This window comes from Nocardioides dokdonensis FR1436 (assembly GCF_001653335.1).
GTDB lineage: Bacteria > Actinomycetota > Actinomycetes > Propionibacteriales > Nocardioidaceae > Nocardioides > Nocardioides dokdonensis.
The window spans coordinates 2,629,714-2,651,783 of sequence record NZ_CP015079.1; the positions used below are offsets into that span (position 1 = coordinate 2,629,714).

The 22,070-nt window shown below is 71.1% G+C and carries 24 protein-coding genes and 3 pseudogenes; 25 read left to right on the forward strand and 2 right to left on the reverse strand.

The genetic code is table 11. The features are described from left to right. The first annotated feature begins 4 nt into the window (after positions 1–4). The 11 genes and pseudogenes from ffh (at position 5) to I601_RS12515 (ending at position 7,982) form a co-directional block, all read left to right on the forward strand. Complete coding sequence (ffh, locus tag I601_RS12470) at positions 5–1,579, forward strand: signal recognition particle protein (protein WP_068110161.1); 1,575 nt, start codon at positions 5–7, stop codon at positions 1,577–1,579. After that, positions 1,576–1,953: a hypothetical protein gene (locus I601_RS12475; protein ID WP_068110163.1), complete on the forward strand. Its 378-nt coding sequence runs from the start codon at positions 1,576–1,578 to the stop codon at positions 1,951–1,953. Before ffh ends, I601_RS12475 begins: the two co-directional genes overlap by 4 nt. Before the next feature lie 21 nt (positions 1,954–1,974). Then, the gene (locus I601_RS12480) at positions 1,975–3,045 is read left to right on the forward strand and encodes an amidohydrolase family protein (RefSeq protein WP_068110166.1); all 1,071 of its coding nucleotides are present in this window, start codon (positions 1,975–1,977) and stop codon (positions 3,043–3,045) included. Positions 3,046–3,226: 181 nt separating this feature from the next. Next, a pseudogene (gene rpsP, locus I601_RS12485) lies at positions 3,227–3,667 on the forward strand (30S ribosomal protein S16); the annotation flags it as partial. A gap of 137 nt (positions 3,668–3,804) precedes the next feature. After that, positions 3,805–4,047, forward strand: coding sequence for an RNA-binding protein (locus I601_RS12490; RefSeq protein WP_068110173.1), 243 nt, complete (start codon positions 3,805–3,807; stop codon positions 4,045–4,047). Positions 4,048–4,154: 107 nt separating this feature from the next. After that, on the forward strand, positions 4,155–4,703 hold the full coding sequence (gene rimM, locus I601_RS12495) for a ribosome maturation factor RimM (RefSeq protein ID WP_068110178.1): 549 nt from the start codon (positions 4,155–4,157) through the stop codon (positions 4,701–4,703). Positions 4,704–4,708: 5 nt separating this feature from the next. Then, positions 4,709–5,401 (forward strand): annotated as a pseudogene (gene trmD, locus I601_RS21700) (tRNA (guanosine(37)-N1)-methyltransferase TrmD); the annotation flags it as partial. A gap of 72 nt (positions 5,402–5,473) precedes the next feature. Continuing rightward, positions 5,474–5,896 (forward strand): GNAT family N-acetyltransferase, encoded by a 423-nt coding sequence (locus I601_RS21705; protein WP_335582191.1) that lies wholly within the window; start codon positions 5,474–5,476, stop codon positions 5,894–5,896. A gap of 233 nt (positions 5,897–6,129) precedes the next feature. Continuing rightward, positions 6,130–6,483, forward strand: a complete 354-nt coding sequence (rplS, locus tag I601_RS12505; protein ID WP_068110187.1) for a 50S ribosomal protein L19 — start codon at positions 6,130–6,132, stop codon at positions 6,481–6,483. A gap of 28 nt (positions 6,484–6,511) precedes the next feature. Beyond that, the gene (gene lepB, locus I601_RS12510; RefSeq protein WP_237089392.1) at positions 6,512–7,321 is read left to right on the forward strand and encodes a signal peptidase I; all 810 of its coding nucleotides are present in this window, start codon (positions 6,512–6,514) and stop codon (positions 7,319–7,321) included. Positions 7,322–7,325: 4 nt separating this feature from the next. After that, positions 7,326–7,982: a ribonuclease HII gene (locus I601_RS12515; protein WP_068110192.1), complete on the forward strand. Its 657-nt coding sequence runs from the start codon at positions 7,326–7,328 to the stop codon at positions 7,980–7,982. 138 nt (positions 7,983–8,120) lie between these two features. Here the strand turns inward: I601_RS12515 and I601_RS12520 are convergent, their stop codons facing one another. Beyond that, the gene (locus I601_RS12520) at positions 8,121–8,855 is read right to left on the reverse strand and encodes a YqjF family protein (RefSeq protein ID WP_237089393.1); all 735 of its coding nucleotides are present in this window, start codon (positions 8,853–8,855) and stop codon (positions 8,121–8,123) included. Between the two features lie 73 nt (positions 8,856–8,928). On the opposite strand from I601_RS12520, the gene I601_RS12525 reads away from it, so the two are divergent. From I601_RS12525 to I601_RS12555, 7 genes are all read left to right on the forward strand, one after another. Beyond that, entirely contained in the window at positions 8,929–9,237 is a 309-nt protein-coding gene (locus tag I601_RS12525) for a DUF2469 domain-containing protein (protein WP_068110197.1), read from the forward strand. A gap of 148 nt (positions 9,238–9,385) precedes the next feature. Further along, positions 9,386–9,823: a TadE/TadG family type IV pilus assembly protein gene (locus I601_RS12530; RefSeq protein ID WP_068114842.1), complete on the forward strand. Its 438-nt coding sequence runs from the start codon at positions 9,386–9,388 to the stop codon at positions 9,821–9,823. Beyond that, positions 9,823–11,625, forward strand: coding sequence for a pilus assembly protein TadG-related protein (locus I601_RS12535; RefSeq protein ID WP_084527541.1), 1,803 nt, complete (start codon positions 9,823–9,825; stop codon positions 11,623–11,625). The genes I601_RS12530 and I601_RS12535 overlap by 1 nt, the downstream gene beginning before the upstream one ends. A 161-nt stretch (positions 11,626–11,786) precedes the next feature. Further along, positions 11,787–12,155 carry a YraN family protein gene (locus tag I601_RS12540; RefSeq protein ID WP_068110206.1) on the forward strand — a complete coding sequence of 123 codons (369 nt, stop codon included), beginning with the start codon at positions 11,787–11,789 and terminating at the stop codon, positions 12,153–12,155. Next, on the forward strand, positions 12,155–13,753 hold the full coding sequence (locus I601_RS12545) for a YifB family Mg chelatase-like AAA ATPase (RefSeq protein ID WP_068110209.1): 1,599 nt from the start codon (positions 12,155–12,157) through the stop codon (positions 13,751–13,753). The genes I601_RS12540 and I601_RS12545 overlap by 1 nt, the downstream gene beginning before the upstream one ends. Then, positions 13,753–14,889 (forward strand): DNA-processing protein DprA, encoded by a 1,137-nt coding sequence (dprA, locus tag I601_RS12550; RefSeq protein ID WP_068110212.1) that lies wholly within the window; start codon positions 13,753–13,755, stop codon positions 14,887–14,889. Before I601_RS12545 ends, dprA begins: the two co-directional genes overlap by 1 nt. A gap of 28 nt (positions 14,890–14,917) precedes the next feature. Then, positions 14,918–15,853, forward strand: a complete 936-nt coding sequence (locus I601_RS12555) for a tyrosine recombinase XerC (RefSeq protein WP_068110215.1) — start codon at positions 14,918–14,920, stop codon at positions 15,851–15,853. 168 nt (positions 15,854–16,021) lie between these two features. On the opposite strand, the pseudogene I601_RS21935 reads toward I601_RS12555, so the two are convergent. Continuing rightward, positions 16,022–16,957: pseudogene (locus tag I601_RS21935) on the reverse strand (M23 family metallopeptidase); the annotation flags it as partial. Between I601_RS21935 and rpsB the strand changes: the two are divergent. From rpsB to I601_RS12590, 7 genes are all read left to right on the forward strand, one after another. Further along, the gene (gene rpsB, locus I601_RS12560) at positions 16,845–17,831 is read left to right on the forward strand and encodes a 30S ribosomal protein S2 (protein WP_068110218.1); all 987 of its coding nucleotides are present in this window, start codon (positions 16,845–16,847) and stop codon (positions 17,829–17,831) included. The pseudogene I601_RS21935 and the gene rpsB overlap by 113 nt on opposite strands. Positions 17,832–17,939: 108 nt before the next feature. Continuing rightward, positions 17,940–18,752: a translation elongation factor Ts gene (tsf, locus tag I601_RS12565; RefSeq protein WP_068110221.1), complete on the forward strand. Its 813-nt coding sequence runs from the start codon at positions 17,940–17,942 to the stop codon at positions 18,750–18,752. Between the two features lie 120 nt (positions 18,753–18,872). Next, complete coding sequence (gene pyrH, locus I601_RS12570; RefSeq protein WP_068110223.1) at positions 18,873–19,613, forward strand: UMP kinase; 741 nt, start codon at positions 18,873–18,875, stop codon at positions 19,611–19,613. Positions 19,614–19,662: 49 nt separating this feature from the next. Further along, positions 19,663–20,217 carry a ribosome recycling factor gene (gene frr / locus I601_RS12575; protein WP_068114844.1) on the forward strand — a complete coding sequence of 185 codons (555 nt, stop codon included), beginning with the start codon at positions 19,663–19,665 and terminating at the stop codon, positions 20,215–20,217. Between the two features lie 61 nt (positions 20,218–20,278). Beyond that, a complete protein-coding gene (locus tag I601_RS12580; RefSeq protein ID WP_237089394.1) occupies positions 20,279–21,127 on the forward strand; it encodes a phosphatidate cytidylyltransferase in 849 nt (282 codons plus the stop codon). Beyond that, positions 21,124–21,675 (forward strand): histidine phosphatase family protein, encoded by a 552-nt coding sequence (locus I601_RS12585; protein ID WP_068110228.1) that lies wholly within the window; start codon positions 21,124–21,126, stop codon positions 21,673–21,675. Before I601_RS12580 ends, I601_RS12585 begins: the two co-directional genes overlap by 4 nt. 4 nt (positions 21,676–21,679) lie before the next feature. Then, positions 21,680–22,036 carry a hypothetical protein gene (locus tag I601_RS12590; RefSeq protein ID WP_237089395.1) on the forward strand — a complete coding sequence of 119 codons (357 nt, stop codon included), beginning with the start codon at positions 21,680–21,682 and terminating at the stop codon, positions 22,034–22,036. Positions 22,037–22,070 lie beyond the last annotated feature (34 nt).

Genomic DNA, 22,070 nt, shown 5'->3' on the forward strand with positions numbered 1-22,070 from the left:
GCCCTTGTTCGCCACACTGTCCGACCGGCTCGCCGACACCTTCAAGAACCTCCGGGGGAAGGGTCGCCTGTCCGAGGCCGACATCGACGCCACGGCACGCGAGATCCGCATCGCGCTGCTCGAGGCCGACGTCGCCCTGCCGGTCGTCAAGGAGTTCGTCGGCGCGGTCAAGGACCGGGCCCGCGGCGAGGAGGTCAGCGGTGCGCTGAACCCCGCCCAGCAGATCATCAAGATCGTCAACGAGGAGCTCGTGACGATCCTCGGCGGCGAGACCCGCCGGCTGCGCTACGCCAAGACCGGCCCGACGGTCATCATGCTCGCCGGCCTCCAGGGCGCCGGCAAGACCACGCTGGCCGCCAAGCTGGCGCTGTGGCTCAAGGAGCAGGGCAAGGCCCCCATGCTGGTGGCCGCCGACCTGCAGCGCCCCAACGCCGTCAAGCAGCTCCAGGTCAACGGTGAGCGCGTCGGCGTCACGGTCTTCGCCCCCGAGCCCGGCAACGGCGTCGGGGACCCCGTGTCGGTGGCCCGCGCCTCGATCGAGCAGGCCAAGCGCACGCTGCACGACGTGGTCATCGTCGACACCGCCGGCCGCCTCGGCATCGACGCGGAGCTGATGAAGCAGGCCTCCGACATCCGCGACGCGGTCGACCCCGACGAGGTCCTCTTCGTCGTCGACGCGATGATCGGCCAGGACGCCGTCACGACCGCGCAGTCCTTCCTCGAGGGGGTCGGCTACGACGGCGTCGTGCTCACCAAGCTCGACGGTGACGCCCGCGGTGGTGCGGCACTGTCCATCGCCTCGATCACCGGCAAGCCGGTCATGTTCGCCTCCAACGGCGAGAAGATGACCGACTTCGACCTCTTCCACCCCGACCGCATGGCCTCGCGCATCCTCGACATGGGTGACGTGATGACCCTGATCGAGCAGGCCGAGAAGAGCTTCGACTCCGAGCAGGCCATGAAGGCGGCGCAGAAGCTCAGCGGGCAGGGCGGCGAGTTCACCCTCGACGACTTCCTCGAGCAGATGCAGCAGGTCCGCAAGCTCGGCTCGATGTCCAAGATCATGGGGATGCTGCCCGGCATGGGGCAGTTCCGCGAGCAGCTCGAGAACTTCGACGAGCGCGAGATCGACCGGATCCAGGCGATCATCCAGTCGATGACGCCGGCTGAGCGCGCCAACCCCAAGATGATCGACGGCTCGCGCCGCGCCCGCATCGCCAAGGGCAGCGGGCGCCAGGTCTCCGACGTCAACCACCTCGTCGACCGGTTCTTCGAGGCGCGCAAGATGATGATGCAGATGGCCCGCGGCGGCGGCATCCCAGGGATGCCGGGCATGCCGGGGATGCCGGGCATGGGTGGCGGCAAGCGCGGCAAGGCGAAGGCGCAGCCGAAGAAGGGCAAGGGCGCGAAGCGCTCGGGCAACCCGGCCAAGGCCGCCCAGGAGGCGCAGGCCGCCAAGGAGAAGGCTGCAGCGGCACCGAGCAACCCGTTCGGCACACCGGGCGGTGAGCCGGTCGACTACGCGCAGGCAGCAGCCGACCTGGACCTGAGCAACGACTTCTCGAAGTTCCTCAAGTGAACGCCGTCGTGGTGGTCGACGCGGCCAACGTCGTCGGCAGCCGTCCGGACGGGTGGTGGAAGGACCGCGCCGCCGCGACCCGGCGCCTGCACGAGGCGCTGCTCGTCGGCGACGTGCCCGGCGACGAGATCATCATGGTCCTCGAGGGCGGTGCGCGCGGCGGTGCCCGACCGGGCAAGGACGCCCACGTGCGCATCGTGCACGCGCCCAAGGAGGGCGACGTGACGATCCTCGCCGAGGCCCAGCGGGCCGCCAAGCGTGGCTGCACCGTCACCGTCGTGACCGCCGACCTCGCCCTGGGTGCCAACGCGGCCGCCACCGGCGCCACGGTCGTCGGCCCGTCGTGGCTGCTGGACCACCTCGAGCAGGTCTGAGCACGCGCTAGCCTCGCGTCCATGAGCGCGCTGAGGTTCTCCGGACCGGTCCTGCCCGACGGCGAGAGCCGCGACCTGTACGTCGTCGACGGCCGGGTCACCTTCGAGGCCCAGCCGGGGGCCGAGACCGTCGCCCGGGGCTGGATCGTGCCCGGGCTGGTCGATGCGCACAACCACCTCGGCCTCGAGGACCACGGCGCCGTCGAGGACGACCGCGTCGAGGAGCAGGCGGTCGCCGACCGGGACGCCGGCGCCCTGCTGCTGCGCGACTGCGGCTCCGCGGCCGACACCCGCTGGGTGCACGAGCGCGACGACCTGCCCCGCCTGCTGCGTGCCGGGCGGCACATCGCCCGCACCCGGCGCTACATCCGCGACTACGCCCACGAGGTGGAGCCCGAGCAGCTCGCGGCGTACGTCGCCCAGGAGGCCGACGCCGGGGACGGCTGGGTGAAGCTGGTGGGGGACTGGATCTCCCGCGACAGCGGCGACCTGGCCCCCTCGTTCCCCCAGGACAGCTTCGCCGCGGCCATCGCGGTCGCCCACGAGCACGGCGCCAAGGTCACCGCGCACTGCTTCGGCCACGAGGTGCTGCAGGGCCTGCTGGACGCGGGCATCGACTGCATCGAGCACGGCACCGGGCTGGCCCTCGACCAGATCGAGCAGATGGCGGCCGGCGGCGTGGCGCTGGTGCCGACCGTGATGCAGACCGGCAAGTTCCCCGAGTTCGCCGCGCAGGGGCGCGAGAAGTTCCCCGACTACGCCGCCACCATGGACCAGCTCCACTCCCGGCGCCGCGAGGTGCTGATGTCGGCGCACGAGGCCGGGGTGGCGCTCTACGTCGGCAGCGACGGCGGGGGAGCCCAGCGCCACGGCCACCTGGCCGGCGAGGCGTTGGCGATGACCGAGATGGGGATGCCGGCGGGCGACGTGCTCGCCGCGGTGTCCTGGAAGGCCCGCGAGTGGCTCGGCTTCGAGGGCCTCGTCGAGGGCGCGAGCGCCGACTTCGTGGTCTACGACCGCGACCCCGCCGCGGACCTCACCGCCCTGTGGGAGCCGACCTGCGTGGTGCTGCGCGGGCGCGTGGTGGCCTGAGTCCCGGCCGTTCTCCTGGCCGATTTCTCCCGGCCCCGCGGCGTCTGGCATCATCGGACGCTGAGTCCTGCGTCGCTGGCCCCTCTCAGCCGGTGGCGCAGAGCCCATCGAGGCGTCCGTCCCCGGTCCCCACCTGGAGTGCCGGCCCTCACCACCACGACCTCAAGGAGACACCACAGCTGTGGCCGTCAAGATTCGTTTGAAGCGCCTGGGCAAGGTCCGGGTGCCGCAGTACCGCATCGTCGTCGTCGACTCGCGCAAGAAGCGCGATGGTCGAGTGATCGAGGAGATCGGCAAGTACCACCCCAAGGAGGAGCCGTCCTACATCGACGTCGTCTCCGAGCGGGCGCAGTACTGGCTCGGCGTGGGCGCTCAGCCCAGCGACGCCGTCGCCGCGATCCTCAAGATCACCGGTGACTTCCAGAAGCACCACGGGCTCCCGGGCACCGAGGGCACGCTGAAGGTCGCCGAGCCCAAGCGCGACAAGCTCGAGATCTTCAACGAGGCCCTCAAGGAGGCGCACGGCTCCGCCGGCGCCGCCGCGACCACGAAGAAGGCCGCTGCCAAGAAGGCCGACAAGGCTGACAAGGCCGAGACCAAGGCTGACGACAAGGCCGAGGCCAAGTCGGACGACAAGGCTGACGACAAGGCTGACGACAAGGCCGAGACCAAGGCTGACGCCAAGGTCGAGGAGCCGGCTGCCGCCGCCGAGCCGGAGGCCACCTCCGACGACGCGACCAAGGCTGAGGCCTGAGCGCCATGCTCGCCGAGGCGCTGGAGCACCTCGTGCGCGGCATCGTCGACAACCCCGACGACGTCAGCGTGCGTGACAAGCAGCTGCGCCGCGGCTCGGTCCTCGAGGTCCGGGTCCACCCCGACGACCTCGGCAAGGTGATCGGCCGCAGCGGTCGGACCGCTTCGGCGTTCCGCACCGTGATGGGTGCGCTCGCCGGTCGCGACGGGACGCGCGTCGACTTCGTCGACGTCGACCGCCGGAGCTGAACCAGCACCACCCCAGCACGTCTGTACGTCGACCCGTCCGGGGCAGCTCGGGCGGGTCGACGTCATTTGGCGGCACTCATCTCTCATACGCACTTCAGGAGGCAGCGGTGGAGACCATCGACGTGGTCGTGGGTCGGCTCGGCAAGCCGCACGGGCTCAAGGGCGAGCTCACGGTCGACGTGCGCACCGACGAGCCCGAGCACCGGTTCGCGGTCGGGGCGGTGCTCGAGGTCGAGAAGCCGCGGGACTCCACGACCACCTTCCGCACGCTCACGGTGGCCCGCACCCGCTGGCACCAGGGGGTGCTGCTCGCGACGTTCGAGGAGATCGGCGACCGCAACGAGGCCGAGGCGGTCCGCGGCATCGTGCTGCACGCGCAGCTGCGCGTCGACGCGACGCCCGCGGACCCCGACGAGTACTACGACCACCAGCTGGTCGGTCTCGACGTCGTCGACCTCGAGGGCGCCCCGCTCGGCGTGGTGACCACCGTGGTGCACGGCGGCTCCCAGGACCTGCTCGGGATCCGGGCGCTCGACGGGCGCGACACCCTCGTGCCGTTCGTGGCCGTGCTGGTGCCCGAGGTCGACCTCGAGGCCCGTCGGGTCGTCGTGGCGGACCGTCCGGGACTGGTCGCGCCGCTGCCCGAGGACGCCTGAACCCCGTGCGTCTCGACTACCTCACGATCTTCCCCGACTACCTCGCACCGCTCGGGCTCTCGCTGCCCGGCCGCGCCGCGACCCGGGGCCTGGTCGAGATGCACGTCCACGACCTGCGCGACTGGACCCACGACCGGCACCGGACCGTCGACGACACCCCGTACGGCGGTGGCGCGGGCATGGTGATGCGCCCCGAGCCGTGGGGCGAGGCGCTCGACGACCTGCTGGGCCCGTCGGTGGGCGGGGGAGCGGCGACAGTCGTGGTGCCCAGCCCCGCCGGGCGGCCGCTGACCCAGGCGCTGGCCCGCGAGCTGGCCACCCGGTCGCGGCTGCTGTTCGCGTGCGGGCGCTACGAGGGCATCGACCAGCGGGTCATCGACCACGCCCGCTCGCGCCCGGACGTCGAGGAGGTCGTGGAGATCTCCCTGGGCGACTACGTCCTCAACGGCGGGGAGGTGGCCGCGCTGGCCGTCACCGAGGCCGTCGTGCGGCTGCTGCCGGGCTTCATGGGCAACGCGGCGTCGCTGGAGGAGGAGTCCCACGAGCAGGGGCTGCTGGAGTACCCCGTCTACACCAAGCCCGCGACCTGGCGCGACCACGAGGTCCCGCCGGTGCTGCTGAGCGGCAACCACGCCGCCATCGCCGCCTGGCGCCACGAGCAGGCCGTGCAGCGCACCGCCGAGCGGCGCCCCGACCTGCTGCACCCCAGCCACGCCGCGGGGCAGTGGCAGGTAGTCCCGGCCGTGCCCTCCGACGCCGCCGAGCTGCACGTGCTGACCCTGGCCTGCTGGGTCGAGGAGGCGCTGGTCCACGACGACCTGACGATCCCCCCGCTGCAGGAGGGGGTCGAGGACGCCGTCGCCGCCCTGACGGAGTGGGACACCTACGTCGTGCGCGCCGGCGGCCGGCTCGTGGGCTCGGTCCGGGGGCGCCTCGAGGGCACCACGTGGCAGATCGGCCGGCTGATGGTGGCCCCGGACCTGCGGGGACGCGGGCTGGGCCGGGTGCTCCTCGAGCACGCCGAGCGGGTCGCCCCGCCCGCGGCCTCGACGTACCTGCTGCACACGGGGAAGGGCAGCGAGACCAACCTGCGTCGCTACAAGCGCGCCGGCTACCGGATCCGCGAGGTCCTCGACGGGCCGTCCGGGCCTGCGGTGCTCACCAAGCAGCGCCGGCGCACCGCCCGCGGCTGATCCGCGGCCGGTCCTCGGTGGCCCCAGTCTGATTTCGGGGCGCCGCCTCCGTTGTGGCAGACTCGGACGCTGGTCCTGTCGGACCGGAGGGCCGCCCCGAGGAACGCACGGGGGACCCGCGTCGGACGCCTGCCACAGAGGGCGGCCCACGCAGCCGGAGAAGTCGACGTACCGACCCCGTTCACGCACCACCTGATTCCGCGGCTGATCTGTGGCACTCGCGAGGAGACAACATGCCCAACATCCTGGTCGCCCAGCTCGGCAACGAGCTCAAGCGCGACGACATCCCGCACTTCCGTGCCGGTGACACCGTCAAGGTCCACGTCAAGGTCGTCGAGGGCACCCGCGCGCGTGTCCAGATCTTCCAGGGCGTCGTCATCCGCATGCACGGTGCCGGCGTGGGTCGCACCTTCACCGTCCGCAAGGTCTCCTTCGGCGTCGGTGTCGAGCGCACCTTCCCGCTGCACTCCCCGATCTTCGAGACCGTCGAGGTCGTGACCCGCGGTGACGTGCGTCGCGCCAAGCTGTACTACCTGCGCAACCTGCGCGGCAAGGCCGCCAAGATCAAGGAGCGTCGCGACTTCTGATCCGCGACCTCAGCCTTACACTCGCCGCGTGAGCAGCGACGACCGCGACCCCGCCGGCCCGACCACCGTGGCCGACGGGGTCGTCCCGTCCCCGGCCGAGCGCGTGGCCGCGGCCCGGCAGAAGCACCAGCGCGGCGGGCTGCCCGTGTGGCAGGAGTCGCTCCTGCTGCTGGGGCTGGCCGTGGTGTTGGCGGTCCTGCTCAAGACGTTCGTCGTGCAGGCGTTCTACATCCCCTCGGAGTCCATGGAGCCCGGTCTCGTCGAGGACGACCGGATTCTGGTGGAGAAGTGGTCGGGCTGGTTCGGCGGCGAGGTCGAGCGCGGCGACGTCGTGGTGTTCGAGGACCCGGGCGGCTGGCTGAACGCCGGTGAGGTCGAGGAGCCGGGCAACCCCGTCTCCTCCACCCTGGCCGCCATCGGGCTGATGCCGGACACCGGCTACCTGGTCAAGCGGGTGGTGGGCGTCGAGGGCGACGTCATCGAGTGCTGCGACAGCGAGAAGCGGCTCACGGTCAACGGGGTCGCGCTGGACGAGGACGACTACGTGCTCGAGGACCAGCGCGTGCGCGGCTGCCGTGGCCCGATGACCGGCAACTGCAGCTGGAAGGCCGGGCCGGTGCCGAAGGGGTCGGTCTTCGTGATGGGCGACAACCGCGGCCGCTCGGCCGACTCGACCGTCCACATGTGCCTCGAGGACGAGACCGACTGCGTGCCCGGCGACGAGTTCGTGCCCACGGACCTGGTGGTCGGCAAGGTGTGGCTGCTGCTGTGGCCCACCGACCGCTTCGGTCGCCCCGACGAGGTCGACGCGTTCGACGACGTGCCCGACGCCCCCTGAGCCGATGTCCGTCCTGCCCCGAGGGTCCACCGTCCGGCGTGATGCCGGGCTCTACGGCTACGAGCGCGCCCTGCGCCGCCACGGCATCGAGACGATCGCCGGCGTCGACGAGGCGGGGCGCGGGGCCTGCGCCGGACCGCTGGTCGCCGGTGCCTGCATCCTGCCGCCGGGCCGCGCGGGCATCGTGCCCGGTCTCGCCGACTCCAAGCTGCTGACGGAGAAGGCGCGCGAGCGCTGCTACGACCAGGTGGTGCGCCGCGCCGTGGCCTGGTCGGTGGTGGTGCTCTCGCACGAGGAGTGCGACCGGCTGGGCATGCACGTGGCCAACATCGAGGCGCTGCGCCGGGCCGTGGCGCTGCTCGACGTGCCGGCCGACTACGTGCTCACCGACGGCTTCCCCGTCGACGGCCTCGGCGTGCCCGGCCTCGCGGTCTGGAAGGGCGACCGGGTCGCCGCCTGCATCTCGGCGGCCTCCGTGCTGGCGAAGGTGACCCGCGACCGCCTGATGCGTGAGCTCGACGGTGAGTGGCCGGCGTACGACTTCAAGACGCACAAGGGCTACATCACCGACACCCACACCCGGGCGCTGGCCGAGCACGGCCCCTCGCCGGTGCACCGGATGCGGTTCGTCAACGTGCGCCGCGCCGCCGGGCTGGTCTGACTCGTCGCCGAGCTGCTGAGCAAAGGCAGGGTCGTCACCGCTGCCTGAGCGTGGCCGGAGCCACCCGGGCCGACGTTTGCTCAGCACTTCGGCGACGGCGTCGGTCCCGAGGTGGGTGCTGGAGTCCGGCGGGCCCGGTCACAGCGGCTGCGGGAGGCCGAACTGGGTGCGGACGCCGGGGGAGTGCAGGACCGAGACCGGCGCGCTGGTGGCCACCCCGGGCAGGCCGGCGGCGCTGACGAGCTCGTCGTGCAGGTCGCGGAGCCGGGCCCCGCGCAGCGGCCACGGGCCGTGCGTGTTCGGCACCCACAGGGTGCGGCCCAGGACCGAGGTGTGCAGGCCGAAGCGGGCGGTGAGGAACAGCTCGAGCGGGTCCGGCTCGACAGGTGCGCCGACCTCGACGTCGATGAGGCTGCGGGGCCGGGAGCCGGTGCGGCGGCGCATCTCGTAGCGCCACCCGTCGTCGGTCTCCTTCGCCGCCATCCGTGCCCACTTGTACGGCACCCCGAATCCGGCGTTGGCACCGGCGACGACGGCCAGGCGGTCGGCGTCCAACGAGCGGAAGACGACGCCGTGGCGGCCGCGGTCGTCGGTCGAGTAGAGCCGCACGTTGGTCTCGAGGAAGCTGCCCAGCCACGGCACGGGGTGCCCGGCGCCCACGCCCGCGTCGACCATGCGGAACGGGATCAGACCGACCCAGGCGGCACCGTCGTACAGGTCCGGGCGCACGCCGCGCGGGAGCAGCGGCGCCACCGCGGCGGGGTCGACGGGCCAGTGCAGGAACGTGATGTCGCGCCACCACTGGTCCATGATCGGTCGGCCGGGCAGCGGTGGGCCCTGGCCCGGGGGAGTCGCCTGCGAGTGTGGTCCCACGCGTCTACGATGCCAGTGCCGACCTCACCAGCAGGGTGGGCGAGTGCGGACGAGGTCGAGTGAAGGAGCACGTGTGAGCGCCGAGGAGCTCGAGCAGTACGAGGCCGAGATGGAGCTCACCCTCTACCGCGAGTACCGCGACGTCGTGTCGATCTTCAAGTACGTCGTCGAGACCGACCGCCGCTTCTACCTGTGCAACCAGGTCGACGTGAAGGCGCGCACGGAGCAGGGCGACGTCTTCTTCGAGGTCTCGATGAGCGATGCGTGGGTGTGGGACATGTACCGCCCGGCCCGCTTCGCCAAGAACGTGAAGGTGCTGACCTTCAAGGACGTCAACGTCGAGGAGCTCCAGTCCTCCGACTTCGACCCGCCCAAGACCTGAGCCCTCCGCCACCCCTCGAGGGGGCCGAGCGACCACGATGACTAGTCCTTCTGGGCCATACGACCCCGCGAACCCACCCGCGGCTCGCGACGGCTCCCTATGGTCGTCGAGACGGATGGGGAGTCCGTCGAGATGACGGGTGGGGAGCATGTTCGGAGGGGACCGGCGCGAGCGTGAGCGCGGCGCTGCTGCGGTCGAGTTCGCGCTCGTGGTGCCGCTGCTCCTGCTGCTCGTCTTCGGGATCATCAGCTACGGCTACATGCTCAGCTTCCGTCAGGCGATCAGTCAGGCGGCAGCAGAGGGGGCGCGGGCCGCCGCTGTGGCCCCGGCGGCCTTCACAACAGGCGAGAAGCAAACGGCCGCGAACAACGCTATCAAGCAGGCGCTCGACAGCTATGGAGTCGTGTGCGGTACCGGTGCCATGACATGCAGCGTCGTCGTAAAGGCATGCCCTGCGGACCTGTCGCGGGACTGCGCCGTGGTCACGCTTGACTATCTTTACTCCAGCCAACCATTGATTCCGAAATTCCCTCTGGTGCCTTTGCCCGAGCACCTGGCGTATTCGGCTGTGGCGGAGGTCAGCTGATGGCTCTGGGGAAAGGGGGGAGTCGCCACGAGCGTGGCGCGGTCGCACCGTTCCTAGCTGTGACGATGACGTTGCTCATTGTCATGGCAGCTTTCGCCGTCGACCTGGGTATGCAGCGAGTCGCCCGGCGCGACATGCAGGCACTTGCGGACGTCATCGCTCTCGACATGGTTCGGCATCTCGACGGGCGCAGCCACGCCGTGATCAAAGCTGCCAACGAATGGAGGTCGGGGCTTGCGGAGTCGCTTTCTCACAACCTTCAGGACAATTCGAGCCCCGGCATCAGTGTCCAGCAGAAGCAGGAGACGCTGACAGCCACCGTCGCGGGTTCCCCGCTGACAGTCACGGTCGAGATGGGCCAGGTAAACCTGCTTACCGGGGAGTTTTCGCCCATTGATTACCCGGAAATTCCGAACGCCGTCCACGTCGAAGCCTCGACCAGCATCGACTTCGCCTTCGCGCCGGGCTCGGGTGGAGCCGTGCGCACCGCGAACGCCATGACGGAGGCCAACACTTGCTTCTCGGTCGGGTCCTGGGTCGCCGGGCTCAGCAAAGAACCGGAGACCGTGGTCGCGCTGCTGAACCCGATCCTCGGTAACAGCGATTTGACGGCCGTCGGGTACCAAGGTCTCGCCGACGCGAACGTTTCGTTGCTGGACCTGATGTCAGCCCCCACAATCAACGTCGGAAGCATCGAGGGCCTGGCGTCGGCAACCGACATCACGCTCAACGACATCCTCCTCGCGAGTGCCTTCGTCCTGCGGAACGAGGGCGATACTGCTTCAGCCGAGTTGCTCGATGACTTGGCGAGAACCTCGGTGGTCGGTGACATCGAGATCCAATTCGACCGTCTAGTCGCCCTGACGACTGCCAGCGGAGGTGCCTTGGACGCCGAGTTGAACGTGCTTGACCTGGTGGCGGGCGCCGCAAGCATCGCCAACAAAACAAACTTCGCTGGCCTGGTGGTTGCGCTGCCCGGCGTCCCTATGAAGACGGAGACGACGATCATCGAAGGGCCGCGGCAGGCCTGTGGCGGGAGTGGTGCCAAGGCGTCGACTGGTCAGATCGTGGTCGACGTATCTGGGGACGTCGGAACGTCAGTGCCGGCTCTCATCCCCGGAACTGGCGCCGTCACCATTGGTGGGTACCTAACGGTTCACTCCGAGGTCGGCGCGGCCACCGGAACCCTCGGAGACGTGACATGCGGGCCCGACCTGATCCCAGTGGAGGTCCAGACCGACGCTGTAACGGCGAGCCAGAGCCTGATATTGAAGATCGAGGCCAATGATCTCGGTATCGGGTCGGGGATTATTCCCGGAGTCCCCGGCCTCGTCACGCTGGACCTAGCCGCGAGTCAGAGCATCGGGGCCGCGGCACCCGTTGCCCTTGACGAGCCAGAGGACCTGGTTTGGGACATCCCTAAGACCGACACGTACAAGACCGTCAAAGAGATCTCCGGAGGCTCGCTCCTGGGGGTCCCCACGCTGTCGGCCCCGACGGGAATCAAGATCAGCGACCTTCGCTTAATGGGCGTGCCTATCAACAACGTTCCTATCCTGGGGCCTCCTCTCAAGAAGCAGCTTGAGCGGACAGTCTCGGACCTCGTCGACGTGTTACTCGGCTCCACCGGATTAGTGGGGACAGCAGTCTCTGGCCTTGCCTCTGGTGTGGTTGCTCCCGTAATTACCGCCACGAACGATCTGGTTGGCGACCTCTCCGGGGCACTCGGCCTCCAGCTCGCTGGGGCGGACGTGCGAGTCCAGCCTTATGCAAAATGCAACGCGCCGGTTCTTCGCGGGTGAGAACCGACTGACGTCAGAAGTGGGCTGCCTTCATGCCCGGGACCGGACTGCTTTGCCCGGAACCTCCCACACTCATGGTTGGAAAGCCGGTGGTGCACAGGTTCGCCCCTTCGCCTTCTTGAGACTGTCCGGTCGGCAACTCTCTGACCAGGAGGTCGGAGATGACGGCGACAGCAGCGAGCAGGCAGGCCCTGGGGGCCTATGGCGAGAAGGTGGCGGCACGCCACCTCGTGGCGCAGGGGATGACCCTGCTGGAGCGCAACTGGCGGTGCCCGGTGGGCGAGGTCGACCTCGTGCTGCGCGAGGGCGACGTGCTGGTGGTGTGCGAGGTGAAGACCCGGGCCGGTGAGCAGGGTGGCACGCCGCACGAGGCGGTGACCCCGGCGAAGCTCGCCCGGCTGCAGCGGCTGGGGGAGGAGTGGCAGGTCGCCCACGAGGTGCGTCTGCCCGAGATGCGCGTCGACCTGGTGGCGGTCCGGCTCGCGGCCCGCGGCGCTGCTGAGGTCGAGCACGTGCGGGGGCTGGTCTGATGCCGTTCGCGACCGCCCGCACTGTCTCCCTGCACGGCGCCGTCGGACACCTGATCCACGTCCAGGCCGACGTCTCGCCGGGTCAGGTCGGCACCACGCTCGTGGGACGGCCCGACATCGCGATCAACGAGGCCCGTGACCGGGTCCGGATGGCGATCATCAACTCGGGGCTCGGCTGGCCGGCCACCAAGCGGATCACGATCCTGTTGTCCCCGGCCGACCTGCGCAAGCGGGGCACCCACTTCGACCTGGCCATGGCCCTGGCCGTCCTGGCGGCCGACGACGCCCTCACCGAGACCGCCCTCGACGGCTGCTTGTTCATCGGTGAGCTCACCCTCGACGGCGGGTTGCGCTCGGTCACGGGGGTGCTGCCGATGGTGCTCGCGGCCCGTGAGTCCGGCATCCGCACCGTCTTCGTGCCCGAACCGCAGGCGGCCGAGGCCGCGATGGTGCCCGGCACGACGGTCTTCGGGATGCGCTCACTGCGCCAGGTGGTCGCCCAGCTCAGCGGCGCCGAGGTCCCCGACGCCGTCCCCGTCGCCGCCTCGTCCGGCGCCAGCCTGCTGACCTGGCGCGGGTCCCATCGGCACGACGAGGTCGACATGTCCGACCTCATCGGCATGGCCGACGCGCGGTACGCCGCCGAGGTCGCCGCCGCGGGCGGGCACCACCTGCTGCTGGAGGGGCCGAAGGGGTCGGGCAAGACCACGCTCGCCGAGCGGATCCCGACGATCCTCCCGGACCTGGGCCCGGAGGAGTCCCTCGAGCTGACCGCCATCCATTCGCTGGCCGGCGTCCTCGACCCTGCGCGGGGCATGCTCACGCGGCCGCCGTACGCCGCGCCGCACCACGACGCGAGCAAGGCCAGCATCGTCGGTGGTGGCAGCGGACAGGTCCGGCCCGGTGAGCTGAGCAGGACGCACTGCGGCGTGCTCCTGATGGATGAGTTCCCGCTTTTCCGCGCCGACGTGATCGAGGCGCTGCGCGAGCCCCTGGAGAACGGTGAGATCACCGTGGCCCGCGCCGAGGAGCTGGTGACGCTTCCGGCGCGGGGAATGGTGGTGCTCGCCGCCAACCCCTGCCCCTGCGGCGACTTCCGCGCGGCTGCCGGCGCGAACCGCTGCAGCTGCCGGGAGACCGTGCGGCGCGACTACCGTCGCAAGGTCACCGGCCCGGTCACCGACCGCATCGACATCACCCGCCAGGTCGACCCGCTGCGCCCCCACGAACGGCAGGATCCCCTTGCCGTCCGGGAGACCTCCGAGGTCGTGCGGGCCCGGGTGACCCGGGCCCGGCGTCGACAGGCAGGTCGGTACGCCGGCTGCACCTGGCGGCTGAACTCGCAGGTGCCCGGCGCCGCCCTGCGCGAGCGCTGGCCCCTGGGCGAGGACGGGCAGGCCCTGCTGGACGACGGGCTCTACCAGGGCGAGGTCAGCAGCCGCGGCGCCGTACGCGTGCACCGCCTGGCCTGGACCGTGCTCGACCTGTCGGCCGAGACCGACGACGACCGCCGACCCGGCGCCGCCGAGGTCGACACGGCGCTGCGGTTGCGCTCGGGCTCCCCGCTCCTGCTCAGCGCTCTCGAGCGAGGTGCCTGATGCGGGTCTGGCAGGACGACCGCCTCGCCCGCGTCGCGCTCTCGCGCATCGTCGAGCCCGGCCACCCCGGCTTCCTCGCGAGCGTGAGCAGCATCGGGGCCGTCGAGACGCTGCAGCAGCTCGCGGACAGCCACCCCGACCTCGCCGAGCTGCAGGGCGAGACCCAGGCCCGCAGCGACGGGCTCGAGCCCGAGCGGGTCCTGGCCACGGCGGCCCGGCAGGGCATCCGCTTCGTGATCCCCACCGACGACGAGTGGCCGACCCAGCTCGCCGACCTCGAGCACCCCCGGGTCCAGGGCCGCGGGGGAGTGCCGGTCGGGCTGTGGGTCCGCGGACCGCAGCGCCTCGACACCCTCGCCGGGTCGGTCGCCGTGGTCGGGGCCCGGACCGCCACCGGGTACGGCGGATCGGTCGCCGCCGAGATCGCCGCGACCGTCGCCCGCGAGGGGCATCCGATCATCTCGGGCGCGGCGTTCGGCATCGACCAGGCCGCCCACCGCGGCGCCCTCGGCAGCGACGCCTCCACCGTCGCGGTGCTGGCCTGCGGCGCCGACCGGATCTACCCCTCGGCCCACCGGGACCTGATCGAGCACCTCGCCGCCCGGCACGCCGTCATCTCCGAGGCGCCGCCCGGCTGGTCGCCGATGCGGGTGCGCTTCCTGAGCCGCAACCGCCTCATCGCAGCCCTGAGCCGTGGCACGGTGGTCGTCGAGGCGGCGCTGCGCAGCGGCGCGCTCAACACCGCCAACTGGGCCCAGCAGCTCAACCGCACCGTGATGGGGGTGCCCGGCCCGGTCGGCTCCGCCCAGTCGCAGGGGGTGCACCAGCTGATCCGCGCCGGTGCGGCCCACCTGGTGACCTCCGGGCCCGAGGTGCTGGAGATGGTGGCCGAGGCGGGCCAGCACCTGCTCGAGATCCCGCGCGGACCCGAGACGCTGCGCGACCAGCTGAGCCTCGTCGACCGGCAGGTGCTCGACGCCGTGCCCGTCTCCCGTGGGGTCGCCAGCGACTCGATCGCGCGCACCGCGGGAGTGGGGCCCACTGCGGTGCTCGCGGTGCTGGAGCGCTTGCAGGAGGTCGGTCTAGTGCGTCAGGAGGGCAGCGGCTGGCGGCTCGCCGGGCTCGCTCTGCCCTGAGCAGCGAGCGGCTTCCTAGACTCCGGGCATGACCGACGCCGACGTGGAGCTGCTGCCCGAGGCGTTCGTCCGGCTCCTGGGCGACTACGAGCAGCACCTCGCCGTCGAGCGGGACCTCACCCCGCACTCGGTGCGGGCCTACACGACCGACATCGCCGGTCTGCTGGAGCACGCGCGCCGGCTCGGGATCGACGACGTCACCCGTCTCGACCTGCGCACCCTGCGCAGCTGGCTGGCCCAGCAGCAGAGCCTGGGCCGCTCGCGCACGACCATCGCGCGTCGCGCCAGCGCCGCGCGGGTCTTCACCGCGTGGCTGGTCCGCACCGGGCGGGCGGAGCAGGACGCGGGCGCCAGCCTCGCCAGCCCCAAGGCCCACCGGCCCCTGCCGCCGGTGCTGCGCCGCGACGAGGCCGACGAGCTGATCCGCGCCGCCACCGAGATCGCCGACGACGGCGGGCCCGTCGGGCTGCGCGACGTCGCGATGCTCGAGCTGCTCTACGCCACCGGCATCCGCGTCGGTGAGCTGGTCGGCCTCGACGTCGACGACGTCGACCGGGAGCGCAACGTCGTACGGGTCCTCGGCAAGGGGCGCAAGGAGCGGATGGTGCCCTTCGGGCGACCCGCCGCCCGGGCTCTCGACTTCTGGACCAAGCAGGGGCGACCCCACCTGGTCGTCGAGGGCTCCGGCCCGGCGCTCTTCCTCGGCGTCCGGGGCAAGCGTATCGACCAGCGAGCCGTGCGCACCCTGGTGCACCGCTCCGTCGGTGACGTGCCCGGTGCCCCCGACATGGGGCCGCACGGCCTACGGCACACGGCTGCCACCCACCTGCTCGAGGGCGGCGCCGACCTGCGCTCCGTGCAGGAGCTGTTGGGCCACGCCTCGCTGGCCACCACCCAGATCTACACCCATGTCACCACCGACCGGCTCCGCGCCGCCTACCGGCAGGCACACCCCCGAGCCTGACCGGAGCCGGTCCCCGGGGTCAGTTCGCGCCGGCTCGGCGAGACATGTGGGCCGGGTCGCGGTGGTCGGGGCGCCCTCGAGGGGGAGGAGACGGACGGGGCCCTGCCCGACCAGGCGCAGCGGGTCGAGGTAGGTGTCGCCGTAGGTCCCACCCCCCTCGATCCAGCCCCAGTGCAGGCAGGTGCGGGGGACGCAGTGCGACGGTGCCACCTCGAGGCGGCCCAGCACGTCGCCGGCGACCACCGCGTCGCCGAGGCTCGCGCTCGCCGCCACCGGTTCGTACGTCGTCCGCGTCGCACCGTGGGAGACCACGACGACCCCGCGCCCCGCGATCCGGCCCGCGAAGGAGACCTCGCCGTCCAGCGCCGCCCGGACCGGCTGGCCCGCGCGACCCAGGAGGTCGACCCCGCGGTGCCCCGGCCCGTAGGGCGAGGACGGTGGGCGGAACGCCTCGACCACCTCGGGCTCGGGCCGCAGCGGCCAGGTCCCGACCGGGTCCGGTCCGGGATCGAGCGACGGCCACCAGGACAGGGTCAGGGCGGCGAGCAGCGTGGCGGTGGGGGAGAGCAGCATCGGTCCAGCCTCGGGCGGAACGGGCCGCGTCGTGCAGGCCGAACGTCGCTCTGGGGACGGGCGGCGCGTGAGGGGTCGGTGTGCGCGCCCGGCGGCCCTGCGACGGATTGGCGGGCACCGGCAGGACTGGCGTACGCTGGCGGACGCAATCCTCATGGATTGACTTCGCACGTCCGCAGACCGCGACACCCCTCCGCAAGGAGGAGTGGCCACCCGTGGGCGACGATCCTCGGTCCCGGACCGACAGGCGTGAGCCTGGAGATCCGGGTGGGATCGCGCGCAGACGTCAGGGCGACCGGCACCCGCTGGTCGCAGTGAACTGAAAACCCCAACCGGAGCGTGACCCCGGCGCGTCCTGGCCACCAGGCCTGAAGGACGCCACCGACGGGAGTCGCCTCCACCACAGGAGAACACCACCATGGCAGTTGTGACCATGCGCCAGCTCCTCGAGAGCGGCGTCCACTTCGGGCACCAGACCCGTCGTTGGAACCCCAAGATGAAGCGCTTCATCATGACCGAGCGCAACGGCATCTACATCATCGACCTGCAGCAGTCGCTGAGCTACATCGACCGCTCGTACGCCTTCATCAAGGAGACCGTCGCCAAGGGCGGCACCGTGATGTTCGTCGGCACCAAGAAGCAGGCGCAGGAGGCGATCGCCGAGCAGGCGACGCGCGTGGGCATGCCCTACGTCAACCAGCGCTGGCTCGGTGGCATGCTCACCAACTTCCAGACCGTGCACCAGCGGATCAACCGCCTCAAGGAGCTCGACGAGATCGACTTCGACGCGGTGGCCGGCTCGGGCCGCACGAAGAAGGAGCTCCTGCAGATGAAGCGGGAGCGCGACAAGCTCGACAAGACCCTGGGCGGCATCCGCGAGATGGGCCGCGTGCCCTCCGCCGTGTGGATCGTCGACACCAAGAAGGAGCACCTCGCTGTCGAGGAGGCCCGCAAGCTGCGGATCCCCATCATCGGCATCCTGGACACCAACTGCGACCCGGACGAGGTCGACTTCCCGATCCCGGGCAACGACGACGCCATCCGCGCCGTCGGGCTGCTGACCCGCGTCATCGCGGACGCCGTCGCCGAGGGCCTCATCGCCCGCTCGGGCGGCAAGTCCGAGTCGGCCTCCGGCACCACCGACGAGCCGCTGGCCGAGTGGGAGCGCGAGCTGCTGGCCGGCGAGGCCGACAAGGCCGCCGAGAAGGCCACCTCCGCCGACGACGCCGCCGCCTCCGAGGCCACCGGCGCGTCGACCGAGGCCGCCGCCTCCGACGAGGCCGCTGCTGAGACGACCGAGGCGACCGAGGCCCCTGCGGCCGAGGAGACCACCGAGGCCCCCGAGGCGACCGAGGCCCCCGCGGCCACGGACGCCCCCGAGGTCAAGGACGAGGCCAAGGCCTGATCGCTCTGTGCTGACCGCCGTCCGCGAACCCCCGGGTTCGCGGACGGCGGTACGCCCGGGGCTCTCCCTGCTACTCCCACCACTTTCTCTTCGAGGGACGGAACGTCAATGACGAACATCTCCGCGGCCGACGTCAAGAAGCTCCGCGAGCAGACCGGCGCCGGCATGATGGACTGCAAGAAGGCGCTGACCGAGGCCGAGGGCGACCTGGACAAGGCCGTCGAGATCCTGCGGGTCAAGGGTGAGGCCAAGGCCGCCAAGCGCGGCGCCGAGCGCGAGGCCTCCTCGGGTCTCGTCGTCACCGCGGGTGGCGCGCTGGTCGAGCTCCGCTCCGAGACCGACTTCGTGGCCAAGAACGCCGACTTCGTCGCCGCCGCCCAGAAGATCGCCGAGGCCGCCAACGAGGCGAAGGCCGCTGACGCCGACGCGCTGAAGGCCGCCCCGCTCGACGGCAAGACCGTCGGTCAGGTCGTCGAGCAGCTCGCCATCACGATCGGCGAGAAGATCGAGCTCGGCCGCGTGGCCTACTTCGAGGGCTCCGTCGTGACCTACATGCACAAGCGTGCCGCCGACCTGCCGCCCGCCGTGGGTGTCCTGGTCGAGTACGACGGCTCCGACGAGGCCGCCCGCGGCGCTGCGATGCAGATCGCTGCGATGCGCCCGCAGTACCTCACGCGCGACGAGGTCCCCGCGGACGTCGTCGCCCAGGAGCGCTCCATCGCCGAGCAGAAGTCGCGCGAGGAGGGCAAGCCCGAGCAGGCGATCGCCAAGATCACCGAGGGTCGGGTCAACGGCTTCTTCAAGGAGGTCGTCCTCCTGGAGCAGCCGTCGGTGACCGAGGCCAAGAAGAGCGTCGAGGCCGTCCTCAAGGAGTCCGGCACCACGCTCAAGCGCTTCGCCCGGTTCGAGGTCGGTGCCTGAGAGGCACTGATCCGCTAGGTTGCACCTGACGCCAAGGAGGCCGGTCCGCTTGATCCCCCACCAGATGGATCAACGGGCCGGCCTTCGTGCTGTGCCCACACCCCCACGAAGGGAATCTCGATGACCCAGCCGACGACCCAGCCCACGAACCAGCCCTACCAGCGTGTCCTGCTCAAGCTCTCGGGCGAGGTCTTCGGCGGCGGCCGGGTCGGCGTCGACCCCGACGTCGTGCAGAAGATCGCGCTCGACATCGCCGAGGTCGCCCGCTCGGGTGTCCAGATCGCCGTGGTGACCGGTGGCGGCAACTTCTTCCGGGGCGCCGAGCTGCAGCAGCGCGGCATGGACCGGGTGCGCGCCGACTACATGGGCATGCTCGGCATCGTCATGAACTGCCTGGCGCTGCAGGACTTCCTGGAGAAGATGGGCGTCGAGACCCGGGTGCAGACCGCGATCACGATGGGCCAGGTCGCCGAGCCCTACGTGCCGCGCCGCGCGATCCGGCACATGGAGAAGGGGCGCGTGGTCATCTTCGGCGCGGGGATGGGCATGCCGTTCTTCTCCACCGACACCGTCGCGGTCCAGCGGGCGCTCGAGAGCCGGTGCGACGCGGTGTTCTTCGCCAAGAGCGGCGTCGACGGCGTGTACGACGCCGACCCGCGCAAGGACCCGAACGCCACCAAGTTCGACACGATCACCTACACCGAGGCCATCCAGCGCAAGCTCGAGGTGGTCGACCAGACGGCCTTCACCCTGTGCGCTGAGAACAAGCTGCCGATGGTGGTCTTCGGCATGGAGCCCGAGGGCAACATCCCGCGGGTGCTCAAGGGTGAGAAGATCGGGACGCTGGTCAGCGCCGACTGACCCCACCGACCTTCCACCGACGTACGCGACGACACCAGGAGCAGCCGTGATCAACGACATCCTCAACGAGGCCGACACCAAGATGCGCAAGTCGGTGGAGGCGACACGCGAGGAGTTCGCCGCGATCCGCGCCGGCCGCGCCCACCCCTCGATGTTCAGCAAGATCGTCGTCGACTACTACGGCTCGCCGACCCCGCTGCAGCAGCTGGCCTCCTTCACCGCGCCCGAGGCGCGCGTCATCCTCATCGCGCCCTTCGACCAGAGCGCGATGAAGGGCATCGAGCGGGCCATCCGCGACTCCGACCTCGGCGTGAACCCCGCCGACGACGGCAAGATGATCCGCTGCGTGTTCCCCGAGCTGACCGAGGAGCGCCGCAAGGAGTACATCAAGGTCGCGCGCGCCAAGGCCGAGGACGGCCGGGTCGCGGTCCGCAACCTGCGCCGGGCCGCCAAGCAGGGCCTGGAGAAGCTCGAGAAGGACGGCGAGGTCGGCAAGGACGACGTCACCGGCGCCGAGAAGAAGCTCGACGTGACCACCAAGAAGCACACCGACGCCATCGACGAGATGCTCAAGAGCAAGGAAGCCGAGCTGATCGAGGTCTGAGGACCTCGAGGCAGCAGCGCAGATGACGACCCCGACGCCCCCGACGGCCTCGCCTGCCCCCGTGAAGAACCACGGCCGGGCGGGCCGGGACCTGCGCGCCGCCTTCCTCTCGGCCTTCGTGCTGATCGGCGCGATCCTCGCCTCGCTGCTGCTGTGGAAGACCGCGTTCATGGTCATCGTGGTGGTCGCGGTCGTCGTCGCGATCTGGGAGCTCGGTCGCGGGCTCAGCGCCAAGGGCATCGACCTGCCCGAGGAGCCGCTGATGCTGGGCGGTGCGGTGATGGTGGTGGTGGCCTACGTCTTCGGCGCCGACGCCCTGGTCACGGCCACGGCCGTCACCGCCCTGGTGACCATGCTGTGGCTGCTGCGCCGCGGCATCGACGGCTACGTCCAGGACGCCTCCGCATCCCTGTTCACGTTGGTCTACGTGCCCTTCCTCGGGGCGTTCGTGGCGCTGCTGCTGCGTGAGGGCGGTCTGTACGGCGGCGGCCTCGAGAACGACGGCGTGCGCGGGATCATCGTGTTCATCGCGGTGACCGTCTTCTCCGACACCGGCGGCTACACGTTCGGCGTGCTGTTCGGCAAGCACCCGATGGCCCCGGTCATCTCGCCCAAGAAGTCGTGGGAGGGCTTCGTGGGCTCGGTGGTCTTCAGCGTGGCCGCCGGCATCGGCCTGATGGTGTGGCTGCTCGAGGGCCGCTGGTGGGTCGGGCTGCTGCTCGGCCTGATCGTGGCGGTGATGGCGACCCTGGGCGACCTGTGCGAGTCGGTCGTCAAGCGCGACCTGGGCATCAAGGACATGAGCCAGGTGATCCCGGGCCACGGCGGCCTGATGGACCGGCTCGACTCGTTGCTGGCCACCATCGCCCCGGTCTGGCTGCTGCTGCACCACCTCGTCTTCCGGGCATGAGCCTGCACCTGGTCCGGCACGGGCGGCCCCTGGTCGTGCCCGGGACCCCGGCGGCCACCTGGGAGCTCGACCCGGCCGGCTTCGACGACGTGTGGGCGCTGCGCGAGTCCGGGCGCCTGCCACGCGGCGCGGTGTGGTTCTGCTCCCCGGAGCCCAAGGCGGTGGGCACCGCCCAGCTGCTCACCGAGGCCGAGGTCGGCGTCGTCGACGACCTGCGCGAGCACGAGCGCGGTCCGGCCTGGATCGAGGACCTCCCCGGCACGGTCGCGCGCGCGTTCGCCGACCCCGATCGGGCGGCGTACGACGGCTGGGAGCCGCTGGCGCGCTGCCGCGAGCGCGTCGTGGCCGCCGTCGAGCTGATCGCCGACGTGCACCGGGACCAGGACGTCGTGCTCGTCGGTCACGGCACGGCCTGGACGCTCGCGGCGGCAGCCCTGAGCGGCACCGAGCCCGACCTGGAGCGCTGGCGCGCCCTCGCGATGCCCGACGTGCTCGTCGTGGCGATGGTCGCGCCTGAGGACCAGGGCCGCGGCGGGGTGCGAGACTGAGCGGATGGTGGACACCGACGACGCCGCGACCTCGCGATCGGCCGAGACCGACGCAGCGCCGAGGCGGTGGCACCGCGACCACCCGGTCTTCACGTCACTGGCCGGGTTCTTCACCGGGCTGGTGTTCGTGCTCGTCGTGCCCAGCGTCTACGCCGGGGTGCTGAACGCCGTCACCGACGACGAGACCGCCACCGCGCTGTTCCCCTTCGTGCTGGTCGCCCTGGCGCTGCCGGTGGGGCTGCTGGTCGCCCCGCACACCCGCCGGTTCGGGCGCTACATGCTGCTCGGGGTCGTCTCGACCGCGCTCGTGGTGGTCGGTGTGACCGCCCTCGTCCTGTGGATCCTCATCAGCAGGACCTGACGTGTAGAACCCCGACGAGATGGGTAGAGAGGTG

What these genes read in the sequence shown, in the direction of transcription:
- I601_RS12480 (WP_068110166.1), top strand. Translation starts at nt 1,975, where the DNA reads ATGAGCGCGCTGAGGTTCTCCGGACCGGTCCTGCCCGACGGCGAGAGC.
- I601_RS12490 (WP_068110173.1), top strand. Translation starts at nt 3,805, where the DNA reads ATGCTCGCCGAGGCGCTGGAGCACCTCGTGCGCGGCATCGTCGACAAC.
- rplS (WP_068110187.1), top strand. Translation starts at nt 6,130, where the DNA reads ATGCCCAACATCCTGGTCGCCCAGCTCGGCAACGAGCTCAAGCGCGAC.
- I601_RS12515 (WP_068110192.1), top strand. Translation starts at nt 7,326, where the DNA reads ATGTCCGTCCTGCCCCGAGGGTCCACCGTCCGGCGTGATGCCGGGCTC.
- I601_RS12530 (WP_068114842.1), top strand. Translation starts at nt 9,386, where the DNA reads ATGTTCGGAGGGGACCGGCGCGAGCGTGAGCGCGGCGCTGCTGCGGTC.
- I601_RS12535 (WP_084527541.1), top strand. Translation starts at nt 9,823, where the DNA reads ATGGCTCTGGGGAAAGGGGGGAGTCGCCACGAGCGTGGCGCGGTCGCA.
- I601_RS12540 (WP_068110206.1), top strand. Translation starts at nt 11,787, where the DNA reads ATGACGGCGACAGCAGCGAGCAGGCAGGCCCTGGGGGCCTATGGCGAG.
- I601_RS12545 (WP_068110209.1), top strand. Translation starts at nt 12,155, where the DNA reads ATGCCGTTCGCGACCGCCCGCACTGTCTCCCTGCACGGCGCCGTCGGA.
- dprA (WP_068110212.1), top strand. Translation starts at nt 13,753, where the DNA reads ATGCGGGTCTGGCAGGACGACCGCCTCGCCCGCGTCGCGCTCTCGCGC.
- I601_RS12555 (WP_068110215.1), top strand. Translation starts at nt 14,918, where the DNA reads ATGACCGACGCCGACGTGGAGCTGCTGCCCGAGGCGTTCGTCCGGCTC.
- rpsB (WP_068110218.1), top strand. Translation starts at nt 16,845, where the DNA reads ATGGCAGTTGTGACCATGCGCCAGCTCCTCGAGAGCGGCGTCCACTTC.
- tsf (WP_068110221.1), top strand. Translation starts at nt 17,940, where the DNA reads ATGACGAACATCTCCGCGGCCGACGTCAAGAAGCTCCGCGAGCAGACC.
- pyrH (WP_068110223.1), top strand. Translation starts at nt 18,873, where the DNA reads ATGACCCAGCCGACGACCCAGCCCACGAACCAGCCCTACCAGCGTGTC.
- I601_RS12585 (WP_068110228.1), top strand. Translation starts at nt 21,124, where the DNA reads ATGAGCCTGCACCTGGTCCGGCACGGGCGGCCCCTGGTCGTGCCCGGG.
- I601_RS12590 (WP_237089395.1), top strand. Translation starts at nt 21,680, where the DNA reads ATGGTGGACACCGACGACGCCGCGACCTCGCGATCGGCCGAGACCGAC.